This window comes from Paenibacillus sp. FSL A5-0031 (genome assembly GCF_001956295.1).
Lineage (GTDB): Bacteria > Bacillota > Bacilli > Paenibacillales > Paenibacillaceae > Pristimantibacillus.
Genome location: NZ_MRTD01000035.1, coordinates 1 through 16097, shown reverse-complemented (window position 1 = coordinate 16097; position 16097 = coordinate 1). Strand labels below are relative to the sequence as shown.

Sequence of the window (16097 nt, the reverse complement as noted above, 5' to 3'; positions counted from 1 at the left end):
GAAATGCTTTTTTTGTGCAACATAAAAGTTTTGCCGCATCGGTCTTTGGGTAAAAGGAAATAGTAGTTATTGAAAAGGAGGATGTGCGCTTGAAACTTACACCGGAACAAAGAATTCAGCTGCATGGCTTTAATAATTTAACGAAGTCACTCAGCTTCAATATGTATGATGTGTGTTATACGAGAACGAAAGAAGAGCGTGAAGCATATATCGCCTATATAGACGAACAATATAATTCGGATAGGCTGACGAATATATTGGAAACGGTATCGGATATTATCGGAGCACATGTGCTTAATATTGCAAAGCAGGATTATGAGCCGCAGGGCGCCAGCGTTACTTTGCTCGTATCGGAAGGGCCGGTAATTGGCGGACCCAATGAGTCGTTTGAAGAATCGCCGGGTCCCTTGCCTGATTCTGTAGTGATGCATTTGGATAAAAGCCATATAACGGTTCATACGTATCCGGAATATCATCCGAACGAAGGGATAAGCACGTTCCGTGCAGATATTGATGTATCGACCTGCGGCGAGATTTCACCGCTAAAAGCGCTGAACTACCTGATTCATTCGTTTGATACCGATATTATGACGCTGGATTACCGTGTGAGAGGTTTCACTCGCGACATTAATGGTTATAAACTTTTTATTGATCATGATATTAACTCGATTCAGAACTACATACCGAAGAAGGAATCTCTTTTGTATGACATGATCGACGTTAATATTTATCAAGAAAATGTGTTTCATACCAAATGCAAGCTGAAGCAATTTGATTTGAACAACTATTTGTTCGGCTATACGAAGGATTCGTTGTCAACCATAGAGCAAGAGGAAATTACGAGAAGATTAAAGACCGAGATGGATGAAATCTTTTATGGAAAAAATATAAGGAGCTGATTTTCTCATGTCTAATTCGTCATCACAAAAAAATATTAACCCGCCGCAGCATCAAAACCGTCAACCGGGCATTGAATCCGAGATGAAGCCGCTGCCGATTTTTGAATCGGATTCATATAAAGCGGCAGGCAAGCTGAAAGGGAAGACAGCTATTATTACGGGTGGAGATAGCGGCATTGGCCGCGCGGTAGCCGTTGCTTTTGCCAAAGAGGGTGCGGATTTAGCGATCGTATATTTGAATGAGCATGACGATGCAGAGAAGACGAAGGAAGTTGTAGAGAAAGCTGGCGTGAAATGCTTGCTTATAGCTGGCGACGTCGGCGAAGAGGATTTTTGCAAAAGTGTCATTGAGCAGACGATTAAGGAGTACGGCAAGCTGGATATTTTGGTGAATAACGCGGCAGAGCAGCATGTGCAGCAGAAGCTTGAGGATATTACGTCGGATCAGCTGGTGGCTACGTTCCGAACGAATGTGTTCAGCATGTTCTATTTGACGATCGTCGCTTTGCCGCATTTGAAGGCATCCAGCTCCATCATCAATACGGCATCTATAACGGCATACAAAGGCAATCCGACGTTAATTGATTACTCCGCTACAAAAGGAGCAATCGTTTCCTTTACGCGCGCATTGTCAGTGAATTTGGCTGAGCAAGGTATTCGCGTTAACGGCGTAGCTCCCGGACCGATCTGGACGCCGCTTATTCCAGCGACATTCGATGAACAGTCCGTTGCCACTTTTGGCTCAGATACACCGATGAAACGACCAGGACAGCCGCATGAGTTAGCAGCTGCCTATGTCTACCTAGCTTGTGATGATTCCAGTTATATGTCAGGCCAGATGCTGCATATTAACGGCGGAGAAGTTGTAAACGGGTAAAGTAAGCCTTACAAGAAACCATGCTGCTTCGCATAATTTCCCCAGTGCGGCTGTCTGCCATCGACGTCGGTTATGCCGAACTCATCAGACAGCTGCCAGCTTGGGAATACTTGTCCGGATCTTTCAAGCAAATCGCTGCTTGCTGCAAGAGCTGCGATTCCGCGTCCAACAAAATATGGCGTTTCCGATTGGCTGAAATGCTCGGCATCTGGCTTGCCGCCATGCACAGCATCAAGCCACGTTTCTTCCGTTACTTCAAAATGCTCCAGCATTTCCTCAGAGCGAAGGAAGCCGGGAGTTACAGCAACAGCCGATACATCATGGGGCTTAAGGTCAGCCGCCATTGCTGCGGCAAGATGAATAGGCGAAATTTTGGCCAAGCTATAAAACAAGCTCCCGCGATAACGGTAATCGATTCCGTCCGTTACTTCAATAATTAGTCCCTTTCTCCGTTTCACCAGCAACGGAGCCCCATAATGGCTCGTAATGAGATGAGCTTTTACGGCACGCTCTTGCATTAACAGGCCCTTGCTTAACGAATGCTCCCAAAACGGCTTTCCCCATTCTGTTAGTTTTTCTCCTCCCCAAATGTTATTGACCAGCACATCCAGTTGTCCATTTTGCTCCTTGTTGATTTGCTCGAACAAAGCCTGAACGTCCGCTTCTACTGTATGGTCAACTCTCACCGGGATGCCTACGCCTCCTCGTGCAGTGACCAATTCGGCTGTTTCTTCAATCGTTTCTACTCTGTTCAAATCGGAGGCTTGGCCGCGAATGCTTCTTCCTGTGCAGTAAACGGTGGCTCCTGCTTCTCCAAGACTTACTGCAATACCGCGTCCAGCTCCTCGTGTAGCTCCAGCAACGACTGCGATTTTTCCCTCTAATGGTTTCATTGTATCTCTCCATTCCGATTTCTTTGGTTTACTCTTTGTCAGTTTAGCAAACGATATACGACAGCTACTGTCATATATTCATGATAAAATGAAAAAAACGAATAAGACCGGCACAGGAGGCTTAGCATATGAGAGCGGGACGGTTAATTGCCATCCTATTATTGATGCAAAACAGCGGGAAATTGACGTCAAAAGAACTTGCGGAAAAGCTGGAGGTATCCGAGCGTACCATCATTCGTGATATGGAGTCGCTAAGTGAAGCGGGCATTCCGGTTTATGCGGAGAGGGGAGTGCACGGAGGGTGGGTTTTATCCGAGGGGTATAGAACCAATCTAACGGGTATGCATGCGGATGAATTAGTGTCTGTTATCGTTGGCAGTCCATCTTCTCTACTGAGCGATCTAGGAATTGCGAGTCATTATGAAGCGGCCGTTCAAAAAATACTGGCTGCCTCTCCTGCTGAAGTGAGCAGAGGGGCAGCACTTATGAAGCAAAAGATTCATATTGATGGAGCGGGCTGGCATCAGATGGAAGAGTTAATGCCATTTTTGTCGATTGTGCAGGAAGCCGTTTGGGAAGAACGATTATTGCAGATTCGCTATCATCGCGAGGACGGTATCGCCGAACGAATCGTCTCTCCGCTTGGACTCGTTGCTAAGCGCAACGTTTGGTATTTAATTGGCGAGGTGAACGGGGGGAAACGGACGTACCGAATCTCAAGATTATTGGATGCCCAAATGCTGGAGGAGCGGTTTGAACGTCCAGCAGACTTTGATCTGGCTCAGTACTGGGAACAGTCCATGGGTGAATTTAAGCAGAGACTGCCGCAATATCCAGCAGTTATTACGTTTCATGATACGGTGCTCTCTCGGCTATCCAAAGAACGATATGTGAAAATCGTAGAAAGCAGCCCTTCACTGAAAACGAGTTGGTCATCGGCGCGAGTTGAATTTCAAGGATTGGAATCGGCGTGCGAAATTATTTTAAGTTATGGTTCACGAATAGAAGCGGTTGAGCCTGCAGAGCTGCGGCAAAAAGTGATGGCTGAGGCAATGGCCATCAACCGTTTATATATCGAATTGTAAAAAAAGAGGATGCCCGACGATGGGCTTCCTCTTTTTTGGCGTGTCACGATACTTAATAAGGCATTACAACGGCAGGTCTCGTTTGCTGAAAGTGAGGATGCCCGCCATAAAGCCAGCTAGACCGATCAAGAAGAGTATGACCAAAGCGAGTAACGGGTTGCTGCTGCCGCTTGCGATTTCGCTTGGCCTATATAATGAAAAGAGGGAGAAATACTTTAACCAGTTTATATTTGCGCTTATTTTGCCGAGCATATCTAGTCCGAACATGCCGAATGTAATGATCCCTGAGATGCCTAGTGCTTTCTTTTCATCGCTAGAGAATGCAGAGACGAAGAAGGAAATTCCGCCTACTGCAAAAAATAGCATCCATGCAATCACATTCAATAAAATGAAGCGGGAACCGTCAAATTCGTATCGATCACCGATAAACAAGGCATAGCCAATAAAACCTGCAGCTGTCGTAACGATCATAATCAGCAGCAGCCCAGCGATGAGCACACTCGCTTGCGTTGCGGCGATACGCTGCCTTGACGTCGGTGTAGACAGCAGATAAGCCATGGAGCCTTGATCCACCAGCCTTGCCATTAGGCCCGTCGACAGCATGATGCTGAATATAGAGAGCAGAAGAGGCAAAATGAGTCCGTAATACTCTCCCGAGATGAAGGCCTCCATGCTGCCGAAGCCGGCTTGGACACCGAAAGCATTCATAAGTCCTTCGGGCAGAGCCGACATAAGCTCGTTAAGTGCTCCTGTGTTTTGCGCGATGCCGGGATACAGCCAGAACATGAGCAAAATGTAGAAGGCCGAGCCGATGGCATAGTTGCTTATACCTTTAAAATTGATCTTCATCATTTGTTTAAAAAGGGGAGCGTTCATCAGACGAGCTCCTTCCGGTCATAATAGTGCATGAATACGTCCTCAAGATTTTGCGCGGTTATATCGAGGCTGCGGATAGGGTATTTGGCCGTCTCTCGAATCAGCTCGTTATAATTGCCCTGCACGGCGACTGTGACCCGTCTGCCATCGTGTGATTCGATAGGCACTGTGCCCGATAACACGAACAGATGAGCATCAGCCACATGCTCGAAAACAATCTCAACCAGCTTGCGCTGCACGGACTGAAGCTCATGTATGTTTTTGACGGTCATTACTTTCCCGTCCTTTATAATCGCGGCGCGGTCGCAGGTTCGCTCGATCTCGGTAAAGCTATGGGAAGACATCAGAAAGGTCGTTCCTTTCGCCTTCTCCTCGAGAACAAGCTCAATAAATGTCTGCTGCATGAGAGGATCGAGGCCGGAGGTAGGTTCATCGAGAATGATTAATTCGGGATCATGCATGAATGCAGCGACAATTCCGACTTTTTGCTTCATGCCTTTGGACATCTTCCGAATCGGCGTGTTGACGTCGAATTGCAGCCGTTCGATTAGGCTCCGGCGCTTGGCTGAGCTATCCACTCTCTGCATAGAGGAGAGAAATTCAAGAAAAGCTTTTCCTGTCATTCCTTCGATAAAAGCGATTTCCCCAGGCAAATAGCCAACAAACTTCTGCACCGTTCCTTGTTTCGCCCAGGTGTCGAGTCCCTTTATGGTCACGCATCCGTGATCCGGCTTCATAAAACCCATGATGTGGCGTATAGTCGTCGATTTTCCTGCACCATTAGGTCCCAAAAAACCGAACACTTCACCTTTGTTTACCGTGAATGACACATCTGTAATGCCGCGGCCATTCCGAAAAAGCTTAGTCAGCCCCTCAACGATTAACATATACCGCTGCACCCCGCATTTATAATTATGAAATTATTTTATTGTTTGATTTCATTATTTATGATAATTTCGTTAGGGTTAGAAGTCAATGGGTTATGAAATATAGATGTGCTATAATTTCATTAAATTAAAATAGACGTGATTGCAGGAGGCAGTATGAACGGTTTTGAGAGAAGGAAGGAATTAATCAAGGAGAAGATTAAGAAGACGGTTTTAGACATGCTCAAGACGTGGGAGCCCAAAAAAATACGAATCGCCGATATTGCAGCGGAAGCTGAAGTATCTCAAGTGACGATTTACAATTATTTCGGCAGCAAGGAAGCACTGCTTAGCGAGGTATTCAAACAATTTATTGATAAGAGCATTACCGATTTTGAAACATTCATTCAAGGTGATCACTCCTTAAAGGAGATCATTCAATATATCGTTTTTGTAGATAAGGAAGCTTATCGCGCCTTTACTCCCGAATTTTTCACACAGTTCCTGATTGATGACGAAACGAATCAATATATTGAAGAGCTTTATCGAACAAAGGGAATGCCGCTCGTCGTAAAATTTGTAGAGGAAGGGAAAAGGAAGGGCGAGATCTCGAAGAAGGTATCGACTCCGACCATTATCGCTTATATCAATATGCTAAAAGCGCAATCCCACATGTTCCTAGATTTGGCGCAGCAAAGCGAACAAGTAGACGATTTTCTTGATGAGTTCATTCATCTCTTCTTTTATGGTATTTGCAGCTCTGGACCAGAGTCTAATTCGTAGGTCCATGTTATTTGACTATGGGCTTGTATATTCGATACAATTTAGGCTGCAGCATGTTTGTACATAGAGGTATGAATGAAGGGAGAATACGAAATCATGAGTGGATTTGAACATCATTTAGATACGTATGCAGAGTTGATTGTAAAAATTGGAGTGAACGTACAGCAGGGCCAAGAGGTATTCGTTACAGGAGCTGTCGATCAAGCAGCACTCGTTAGACTTGTAGCCGGCAAAGCCTATGAAGCAGGCGCGAGCAACGTCCATGTGGAGTGGACTGACGATTCATTGTCCAGATTAAAATATGAGCAAGCAGCAGACGAAGTATTTGCGCGTTATCCCGAATGGGAAACGGCAAAACGCAATTCGTTTGTGGAACGCGGAGCAGCATTTATCTCCATCGTTTCATCAAGCCCAGATTTGCTGAAAGGCATTGATTCCGGACGCATTTCCAGCTTCCAGAAGGCATCTGGCCAAGGCTTGCAGGAGTTCCGCAGAGCTATTCAATCGGATAAGGTGAGCTGGACAGTCGTTGCGGCAGCGAGCAAGCAATGGGCAGCGAAGGTATATCCGGAAGCAGGGGAAGAGGAAGCGGTCCAAAAGCTGTGGACAGCTATTTTTGAATCGGTTCGCTTGCATGCTGAGAACCCTGTCAAAGCGTGGGAAGAGCATAATGCGAATCTTCACAGCAAGGGCGAGACACTCAATCAGAACCGTTTTCACAAATTGCATTATACGGCTCCTGGCACGGATCTTACGATTGAATTGCCGGAGAAGCATATTTGGGTCGCTGCAGGCAGCACGAACATTAACAACATTCCTTTCATGGCGAATATGCCAACCGAGGAAGTGTTTACAGTTCCGTTAAAAACAGGCGCAAACGGTTATGTATCCAGCACGAAGCCGCTAAGCTATGGCGGCAACATTATCGATCGTTTCAAGCTGACATTTGAAGCCGGACGTATTGTGAAGGTTGAGGCTGAAGAAGGCCAAGACATCCTGCAGAAGCTTGTAGACATTGACGATGGCGCGCATTACCTAGGCGAGGTTGCACTCGTTCCGCATGAGTCGCCGATTTCGCAGTCCAACATCTTGTTCTATAATACGTTGTTTGATGAGAATGCATCTAATCACCTGGCAATCGGCAGCGGTTATGCTTTCAATATCGAGGGCGGCAAGTCAATGTCACCAGAAGAGCTTGCTGAGAATGGCGTAAATGCCAGCATCACGCATAATGATTTTATGATCGGCTCAGCTGAAATGGATATCGATGGCATCACGAAGGATGGAAAGGTAGTCCCTATCTTCCGTAAAGGAAATTGGGCTATTTAATTAGGGTTAGCAAATAAAGAGCTATCTGGAAGAGGCGAATGCTTCTTCCCGGTAGCTTCTTTCTGTTTTATGGGTTCTTTTACATAAATAAGACAACTTCCCAGATGTCTATATGACATATGTCATGCCATCGTATTGACGTTTATGACTACAATGACCTGACAGTTTTCTTTACAATAAAGTTAGAATACTGCGTTAGACGTCCGGGATACTCTCCAAGCGTCATATTGAGGAGGAAAATGCGATGACAGAGCTTAAACATGCTCACTTGAAAAAAGAAGTTGCCCCATTTGAGAAAACGGATTTAAAGTCGAGCATCAGACAGCTTATTAACACCTTAGTGCCACTCGTTCTGCTCTGGTATGCCTCTTACTATAGTCTTTCCATATCGTACTGGCTTACTGCTCCGTTGGTGGTGCTTACTTCTGGTTTCGTCATTCGTACCTTCATCATTTTTCATGACTGCTGTCACGGATCGTTTTTCAAAAGCAAAAAAGCAAACGATATCATAGGCACAATTACAGGCGTCATTACGCTTGTCCCTTATAGACAGTGGAAAAATTCACATTCTATCCATCACGCAACAAGCAGCAACCTCGATAAACGGGGCGTTGGCGATTTGTGGATTCTAACGGTAGAAGAATACGCCGCTGCGCCGCTTATGCGCCGGTTTGCCTATCGTATGTATCGTCATCCGCTAGTTATGTTTGGACTTGGTCCAATCGGTGTTTTCCTTATTCAATACCGCTTTAATGTTAAAGGCGCTAGACGCAAGGAACGGATGAACACTTATTTAACAAATGCTTTGATCGTAGGCTCTTACGCGCTTCTGATCTGGGCAATCGGTTGGCAAGCATTCCTGCTTGTTCAAGGTCCTGTGTTTTTTGTATCGGGTCTGCTCGGCATATGGTTGTTCTATGTACAGCATCAATTCGAAGATTCTTATTTTGAGAATGAAGACGAGTGGAGTTATGTGAAAGCTGCCGTTGACGGAAGCTCTTACTACAAGCTGCCTAAAGTGCTGCAATGGATTACAGGCAACATTGGCTTCCACCACGTTCATCATTTGAGCCCAAAGGTTCCGAACTATAACTTGGAAAAAGCGCATAATGCAACGCCGCCGCTTCACAAAGCGACGACGATTACGATCAGCGAAAGCTTAGAATCACTCCAGTTCCGTCTTTGGGATGAATCAGACAAAAAATTTGTCAGCTTCAAAGGGATCAAGCATCGTCTTCGGAAAGCAAAAGCTGCATCTGAGAAAATAAAAGCGACACAAGCAAGCTTGAAATTTAAATAACTCCATTTAAACATACACCAGAAGCCACGCCCTTACAGGCTGGCTTCTAGTGCATATAGCATCAAGGAAAATAAATACTTGAATTGTTGTATATGCTAAAATGATTATAAAATAATCATAACCATCGTATGGCATGGGATAAAGGATGGACGACCATGAACAAGTGGTATCAGATTTTTCAGAAAAACACAGGTCTAAGCCCATATGTGTGGGTCGTCTTCTGTATTTTGCCTTTTTATTTTATTTTTCGTTCGTCTTCCCCTTATGAAGCCGTATCCGGTATCATCATGATTATTTTATTTTTTATTTGTTACCGGCTATCGTTTGTGTCTAAGGGCTGGCTAGTGTATTTCTGGACGAGTGTGCAAATTATTATATCGATTGCGATGACTTTATTGTTCAGTTACGTTTATTTTTCGATTTTTCTAGCTTTTTTTATCGGACATATTCAGAATCGAGCTGGATTTTTTACTCTGTATACGATTCATATTGTCAGTACGTTCGTAACGGTCAATTACGGATTTGCTACACAGAACACGTTGTTTTTTACACAGTTTCCGTTCATACTCATTAGTCTCATTGTCGTTATTCTGCTTCCCTTCAACACGTACAACAAAAACAAGCAGGGTCAGCTCGAAGGGCAGCTTGAGGACGCGAATAAGCGGATATCGGAACTTGTAAAGCTTGAGGAGAGGCAGCGAATCGCACGTGATTTGCATGATACGCTGGGACAGAAGCTGTCGCTAATCGGTTTGAAGAGTGACCTCGCCGGCAAGCTGATGGTCAAGAACCCAGCGCAAGCCCAAGCGGAAATCAATGATGTGCGCCAGACGGCGAGAACCGCGCTTAAAGAAGTGCGGGAAATGGTTACGCAGATGCGCGGGACGAGAATTGAGGATGAAATGTTTCGGGTAAAGCAGATTTTGAAGGCTGCCGAAATTGAATTCGAGCTCGTCGGAGAATTGAAGCTTGGTACTGCGAATTTGCTCACTGAAAATGTTCTCAGCATGTGTTTGAAGGAAGCGGTAACGAATGTTGTCAAGCACAGCGGAGCAACGACGTGCACCGTAACGATTCAATCATCGCGTACAGAGCTGTCGCTGAAGGTGCAGGACAATGGTGTAGGCATTCCTGATGAAGCTAGAAACTACGGAGGCCATGGTCTACAAGGCATGAAGGAGCGTTTAGAATTCGTGAACGGAAGCCTAGATATCATTTCGAGTGACGGAGCAACGCTCATTATTAAGGTGCCGAACGTTATTAAACAAATGTAATGATTAGCTGAAAAGGGGATTGAGGGATAATATGATCAGAATCGTCATTGCCGAGGATCAGCGCATGCTGCTGGGCGCCCTCGCTTCCTTGCTTGACTTGGAAGACGATATGAAGGTCGTCGGAAGAGCAAGCAATGGAGAAGATGCCATAAAACTTGTGCATGAGCATAAGCCTGATATTTGCATTATGGATATTGAAATGCCGGCCAAGACGGGGCTTGATGCTGCTGAGGAGCTGAAGGGACAGGGCTGCAAGGTCATTATTTTGACGACATTTGCAAGATCCGGTTACTTTGAGCGTGCTCTCAAAGCGGGAGTTAGCGGCTATTTGCTAAAGGACAGCCCAAGCGAGGAGCTTGCCAATTCGATTCGCAGCGTCATGGCTGGACGACGGATCTTCGCATCGGAGCTTGTAGATGAGGCATACGGACAAGAAAATCCGTTAACAGAGCGCGAGAAGGAAGTGCTTGTGCTCGTAGCAGATGGGAAAAACACGAAGGAAATTGCAAGCGAGCTGTTTATTACGACGGGTACCGTTCGCAACTATATATCTGTCATTCTTGATAAGCTTGACGTCAGCAACCGCATCGAGGCGATTACTCGGTTTAAAGAAAAGGGCTGGTTCAAATAATGTACCGGTACAAGAGCACCGAAGTGAAAATATGATGCGTTATTGAGCGGAGTTATTCGATCTCAACGGCGCTTTTTTTGTTTTCAAGACTTAAAGGAACGGGTATTGGAGAGAGTACTAGGGAAGGGAGTTAATGGGATGAGTTATACAAATTTGACACTTCATACAGATAAGTACCAAATAAATATGATGTACGCGCATTGGCTGCAAGGAAGCAAAGATGAGAGGGTTGTATTCGAGGCGTATTTCCGCAAGCTTCCCTTTAATAACGGCTTTGCTGTATTCGCAGGTTTGGAGAGAATTGTGGAATACATTCAATCTCTTCATTTCGGAGAAGAGGAAATTACATATTTGCGTACGCAAGAAGAGAACTACAAAGAGGAGTTTCTTGATGAGCTGCGCAGCTTTCGGTTTACAGGCAATATTTATTCGGTAGAGGAAGGAACGCTCGTTTTTGCGAATGAACCATTGTTCTGCGTTGAGGCACGCGTATTTGAAGCACAGCTCATAGAAACGGCTATCCTCAATATGATGAACTATCAGACGTTGATCGCGACGAAGGCTGCTCGAATTAAGCAGGTTGCTCCAGATGACGTATTGCTTGAGTTCGGAACGAGGCGTGCGCAAGAGGCAGATGCAGCGGTTTGGGGAGCAAGAGCTACTTATATTGCGGGCTTCCATGCGACGTCTAATATGAGGGCTGGCATGCTGTTTGGCATTCCTGCCAAAGGCACGCATGCCCATTCTTGGGTGCAGGGGCATGATACGGAGGAGGAAGCATTTCGAGCTTATGCGGAATCGCTGCCTGACTATGTAACTCTGCTGGTAGATACGTACAACACGCTCAAAAGCGGAGTTCCCAACGCGATTAAGATCGCCCATATGCTAGAGAGCCAGGGTAAACGAATGAATGCGATCCGCCTTGATAGCGGTGATTTAGCATATTTATCACAAATGGCGCGGAAAATGCTCGATGAAGCTGGCCTGCCTTATGTGAATATCGTTGCCTCCAGTGACTTGGACGAAGCTATTATTTCTAACCTAAAGTCACAAGGCGCAAAGATTGATGTATGGGGTATCGGTACAAAGCTGATTACCGCAGCGGATCAGCCTTCACTCGGCGGTGTGTACAAGCTTGTCGCGCGTGAGAAAAATGGGAGCTACGAGCCGGTTATCAAAATTTCAGCTAATCCAGAGAAGATATCGACACCGGGTTTCAAGCAGCTTTACCGAATCATTAACACATCAACTGGAAAAGCAGAAGCAGATTATATTACGCTGAGGGATGAGCAGCATGTAAACAGGGGAGAGCGAATTAAACTGTTTGACCCGGTTCATTCTTATATTCATAAATTTATTACTCATTATGAGGCGATAACATTATTAAAGCCGATTTTTGCAGATGGCGAATTAGTATATGATATGCCGAGCTTAGATCAAATTCGAAGCTATCATAAAGGACAATTTGAACTATTTTGGCCGCAATATTTGCGTAAGCTCAACGCGGAAGCGTACCGCGTTAATTTAAGTGAAGCGACGTGGGAGCTAAAGCGGGAATTGATACAGAAGCATCAACAATAGTAACAGTATGAATAAAGGACATTTGCCGCACTGAAAGTGCACAAATGTCTTTTGCTATTTATTGTATAGGTGTTATAAGCAGCGGTTTTGTCGAAAATGAAGGGAAATCCACTGGTATTGTTGAATTAATAGCAGATACATTTCATTAAACATGGAGGTACTGGTATGAAAAGAAGGGAAAAAGCTGTTTTGATATGGCTGACAATCTGCTTAATGACGTTTTCATTCGTAATGCCAGCTGCTGCAGCTGAGATTTCGAAGGATAAGTATACATATTCGATTTCGAAGAAATCGGGCGAAGTGAAAGAGACGTTAACGTTCAACGATCTAGGAGATGTATATAAGGATGTTACAATTACTTCGATACTCGTTCCAGAAAAAGCGGTTCTGAACTATACAGCAAAGGTTGATACTAGCGTTGTTGTATTTGGTTATAGCTTGGTAAATGGCGTTTTGGTTTCGAGTCCAGTACCTTGGACGATAAACGGCAAGAAGGAGCTCGTTAATGCTTTACCCGCTAATACGACGGGAACAGTAACCTTTGATTATGGCGTTCCCTATTATGAATTGTTCATCTTAGATGAGGCAACAGGCGACAGAGCAAGCTACTTCTTTAAGATTGACACGAGCGCAGCAATAGGCGATCAACCTGATGCTTGGGCAAAGATAGAGGTTGATGAAGCGATATCAGCCGGGCTTATTCCAGCGGAGCTGCAAAACAACTACAAGAAGCTAATCACACGTGCAGATTTTGCGAAAATTATTATTAGACTGCTTGAAGTGGAGAAAAGCCAGACGATTGATGAGATTTTAGCAGAAAAACAAGTTGTCCTGAGCGATAATCCATTTACGGATACGAAGGTTAAAGAAGTAGTAGCTGCTTATTTGATGGGTATCGTCAAAGGTAAAGGAAATGGGAAGTTTGATCCAAGCGGAAGCATCACGAGGCAAGAAGCAGCGGTCATGCTTACGAACACAGCCAAGGTGCTTGGCTATAAGGTTCCAGCTGACGCTTCGGCATTTGCAGACAATAGCATCATAGCAAGCTGGGCAAAGCCGAGCGTTGATTTTGTGTCGATGCATGATGTCATGAAAGGCATTGGGAACAATAAATTTAGCCCAAAAGGCACGTATACGCGCCAACAAGCTTATATAACGATTATGCGGCTGGATATTGTGCTTAAATAATATAGGCATGGCTTCGATTTGAGTAAAAAAGAAGGTGAGCACAAGCTGCTCACCTTCTTCGTTTCCAGCCAAACACTTTTACATGCACGAGCAGCCTTGTAATCCAGTGCGTCGCGACATAAAGAATAATAAATAATATAACGAGCGGCTTAAAGACAATCCAAATCACAATCCAAATGAGAAGAACCTGCCAGGGCTTTAGCTTTTTCAAGAGATTTCCCGGCAAAAGCATGATACGATAAAATTTATAATTTTTTTGCAGTCCTTCGAGAAACTCCTGGCGAATTTGTTTGTCTTCAGGATCTAATCTAATCGCGTTCTTGAGCATGAGCAAATAGTCGTCGTAATCGTTCCGTCTTTCTGCTGACCATGCCAAATATAAGTAAACCATATCAGACTCGACATCAAGCCGCAAAGCTTGATTAGCCAGCATTTTTGATTCGGAAAAATGATTCAACAACGCTTCGTTATAGCTTAAATTAGCGAGATACAATGAATTTTCAGGAGAGATTTCAAGTCCTTTTAATAGCAAATCCCGGGCTTCTTCATACCTTCTTGTCTTATTGTATATATTAGCCAGCAAGAAATAATAATGTGGTTCATAAGGATCTATTCGCTGCCCTTCGGCAATCGATTCCAAGGCTGCTTTCCAATTTTCCATCGAATAAAAAGCATTGCTGCGAACAAACCAGGCTAATTCATTTTCCGGGTCGCGTTGAAGCGATTGTTCTGTCCAGTGAAGGGCTTGATCCAGATTATCCATGTATAGACTAACTTGCCCGAACAGTGCATAGGCATAGGGGTCCTCTGGAGTATCCTGAATTAACGCAAGCGCCTCAACAGATGCTTCCTTAAACTTTTTCCAACCCATGAGCTGTTGTATTCGCTCGTATCGTTTACTGGTCATTTCCTCTTCTATTTCCATCATAACTATGTCTACCTCGCTATATCGGATTTATTTCAAACCGCTTTGTTTCATATAATCGAGAACGATTTGATAGTCCTGATTAATATCGCTGAACGTAGCATAGTTTTTGGCTGTGGCAAACCAATCGAGAGTAGTCGCCTTTCGGTTTTTCGAAGCTTTTTTCAAATCGTCCTGCGATATGGGCTGAATTTCTCCAATATCAAGTGTACGCTCCAGTGCGCTCTCAACGGCATCCTTCACGATTTGCTCCAGATCCGCTCCTGAGAAATGTTTGGTCTCCTTCGAGATTTTATTTAAATCAAGCGGGGAAAGCGGCTTTCCAGCTAGCTTTAGCTGCAGGATGGTTGTACGCTCCGATTCTTCAGGCGGCGGTACAAAAATCATATGGTTAAACCTTCCGGGTCTGCGCAGCGCGGAATCAAGGTACCAAGGCGTATTCGTCGCTCCGATGACAAATACTTGATCATTGAACGTACGAAGTCCATCAAGCTCCATCAGAAGCTGATTGACAAGTATGCGGTCATGATGCTGACGCATCTGATTGCGGCTGCCGCCCATCGCGTCAAGCTCATCGATAAAGATGACGCACGGTTTATTTTCCCGAGCCTTCTCAAAAATGTCATGCAAATTGTTTTCGCTTTGACCGACATACATGCCGAGTATAGCCTGCAGCTCAATGTGCATGAAATTAGCATCTATTTCTCCAGCAACCGCTCGCGCAAGAAAGGTTTTGCCGCAGCCTGGAGGCCCGTACAGCAGAAGGCTGCCGCCCGCTTCCTTGCCATAGGCTGCAAACAGCTCAGGCTGCTTCAATGGCAATATGAAATTCATGCGTATTTTTTTCTTAACATCCTCAAGCCCGCCTACGTCCGCAAAGGTTTCGTCAGGCTTTTCGGATTCAACTAAATCTTTACCGTTATTATCAAATCGAAGCACCTTCAGCTTACTGCGGCGTCGATCAGCAAGATCATCACGGTCATTATGATCGGACATGGTCATCATCCTTTTTTAAAACAAATTTGCTACTAGTGTACCAAATTTTGAGAGTTTACAGTGTGTTTTTATAGAGAAATATGATAGAGTAGGGCTTCTCTTGTGAAGTTTATGGATTCAACTTCCAATACACCTCAAATGGACGATATTGTTGGGAATAGCACTAGAAATTAGCTCTATTTCCGCCAAACTGACCAAATTCGCACAAATAAAACTAAAAACTAGTCTAATTTTCATTACTTATCCTCGAATATGACTCAAATGGACGATATTGTTGGGAATAGCACTAGAAATTAGCTCTATTTCCGCCAAATGGACCAAATTTGCAAAAATAGAACTAAAAACTAGTCTAATTTTCATTACTAGTCCTCCAAATTGCCTCAAATGCACGAAGTCGTTGGGAATAGCACTAGAAATTAGCACTATTTCCGCCAAATGGACCAAATTTGCACAAATAGAACTAAAAACTAGTCTAATTTTCAATACTTGTCCTCCAATATGTCTCAAATGCACGAAGTCGTTGGGAATAGCACTAGAAATTAGCACTATTTCCGCCGAACCGGCCAAATGCGAACAAATAGAACTAAAAACTAG

At 44.5% G+C, this 16097-nt stretch carries 16 protein-coding genes; 10 read left to right on the top strand and 6 right to left on the bottom strand.

Annotated features, from left to right (window positions below):
• Window positions 1–89 precede the first annotated feature (89 nt).
• Together speD and BK120_RS32955 are read left to right on the top strand one after the other, a co-directional pair.
• Window positions 90–899, top strand: a complete 810-nt coding sequence (speD, locus tag BK120_RS32960; protein ID WP_076271701.1) for an adenosylmethionine decarboxylase — start codon at window positions 90–92, stop codon at window positions 897–899.
• Between the two features lie 7 nt (window positions 900–906).
• Window positions 907–1776, top strand: a complete 870-nt coding sequence (locus tag BK120_RS32955) for an SDR family oxidoreductase (RefSeq protein WP_076271700.1) — start codon at window positions 907–909, stop codon at window positions 1774–1776.
• An 8-nt stretch (window positions 1777–1784) separates the two neighbouring features.
• On the opposite strand, the gene BK120_RS32950 is transcribed toward BK120_RS32955, so the two are convergent.
• On the bottom strand, window positions 1785–2669 hold the full coding sequence (locus BK120_RS32950) for an SDR family oxidoreductase (RefSeq protein ID WP_076271699.1): 885 nt from the start codon (window positions 2667–2669) through the stop codon (window positions 1785–1787).
• A 128-nt stretch (window positions 2670–2797) separates the two neighbouring features.
• Here BK120_RS32950 and BK120_RS32945 point away from each other — a divergent pair, with 128 nt between their 5' ends.
• A complete protein-coding gene (locus tag BK120_RS32945) occupies window positions 2798–3754 on the top strand; it encodes a helix-turn-helix transcriptional regulator (RefSeq protein WP_076271698.1) in 957 nt (318 codons plus the stop codon).
• 63 nt (window positions 3755–3817) lie between these two features.
• Here BK120_RS32945 and BK120_RS32940 read toward each other — a convergent pair whose 3' ends face one another.
• Both BK120_RS32940 and BK120_RS32935 read right to left on the bottom strand, forming a co-directional pair.
• A complete protein-coding gene (locus tag BK120_RS32940; RefSeq protein ID WP_076271697.1) occupies window positions 3818–4630 on the bottom strand; it encodes an ABC transporter permease subunit in 813 nt (270 codons plus the stop codon).
• A complete protein-coding gene (locus tag BK120_RS32935; protein ID WP_076271696.1) occupies window positions 4630–5517 on the bottom strand; it encodes an ABC transporter ATP-binding protein in 888 nt (295 codons plus the stop codon). Before BK120_RS32935 ends, BK120_RS32940 begins: the two co-directional genes overlap by 1 nt.
• A gap of 156 nt (window positions 5518–5673) precedes the next feature.
• On the opposite strand from BK120_RS32935, the gene BK120_RS32930 reads away from it, so the two are divergent.
• The 7 genes from BK120_RS32930 (at window position 5674) to BK120_RS32900 (ending at window position 13582) form a co-directional block, all read left to right on the top strand.
• Window positions 5674–6279: a TetR/AcrR family transcriptional regulator gene (locus BK120_RS32930; protein ID WP_076271695.1), complete on the top strand. Its 606-nt coding sequence runs from the start codon at window positions 5674–5676 to the stop codon at window positions 6277–6279.
• Between the two features lie 96 nt (window positions 6280–6375).
• A complete protein-coding gene (locus BK120_RS32925) occupies window positions 6376–7608 on the top strand; it encodes an aminopeptidase (RefSeq protein ID WP_076271714.1) in 1233 nt (410 codons plus the stop codon).
• Window positions 7609–7852: 244 nt separating this feature from the next.
• Window positions 7853–8908 (top strand): Delta(5) desaturase DesA, encoded by a 1056-nt coding sequence (desA, locus tag BK120_RS32920; RefSeq protein WP_076271694.1) that lies wholly within the window; start codon window positions 7853–7855, stop codon window positions 8906–8908.
• Window positions 8909–9063: 155 nt separating this feature from the next.
• Window positions 9064–10182 (top strand): sensor histidine kinase, encoded by a 1119-nt coding sequence (locus BK120_RS32915; protein WP_076271693.1) that lies wholly within the window; start codon window positions 9064–9066, stop codon window positions 10180–10182.
• A 31-nt stretch (window positions 10183–10213) separates the two neighbouring features.
• On the top strand, window positions 10214–10813 hold the full coding sequence (locus BK120_RS32910; RefSeq protein WP_076271692.1) for a response regulator transcription factor: 600 nt from the start codon (window positions 10214–10216) through the stop codon (window positions 10811–10813).
• A gap of 138 nt (window positions 10814–10951) precedes the next feature.
• Window positions 10952–12394: a nicotinate phosphoribosyltransferase gene (locus tag BK120_RS32905; RefSeq protein WP_076271691.1), complete on the top strand. Its 1443-nt coding sequence runs from the start codon at window positions 10952–10954 to the stop codon at window positions 12392–12394.
• 165 nt (window positions 12395–12559) lie between these two features.
• The gene (locus tag BK120_RS32900) at window positions 12560–13582 is read left to right on the top strand and encodes an S-layer homology domain-containing protein (protein ID WP_076271690.1); all 1023 of its coding nucleotides are present in this window, start codon (window positions 12560–12562) and stop codon (window positions 13580–13582) included.
• A gap of 49 nt (window positions 13583–13631) precedes the next feature.
• Here the strand turns inward: BK120_RS32900 and BK120_RS32895 are convergent, their stop codons facing one another.
• The 3 genes from BK120_RS32895 to BK120_RS35780 form a co-directional block, all read right to left on the bottom strand.
• Window positions 13632–14510, bottom strand: a complete 879-nt coding sequence (locus tag BK120_RS32895; protein WP_076271689.1) for a tetratricopeptide repeat protein — start codon at window positions 14508–14510, stop codon at window positions 13632–13634.
• 27 nt (window positions 14511–14537) lie between these two features.
• Window positions 14538–15503, bottom strand: coding sequence for an ATP-binding protein (locus BK120_RS32890; protein WP_076271688.1), 966 nt, complete (start codon window positions 15501–15503; stop codon window positions 14538–14540).
• 240 nt (window positions 15504–15743) lie between these two features.
• A partial coding sequence (locus BK120_RS35780; protein WP_218639611.1) for a hypothetical protein occupies window positions 15744–16097 on the bottom strand: 354 nt, incomplete at its 5' end.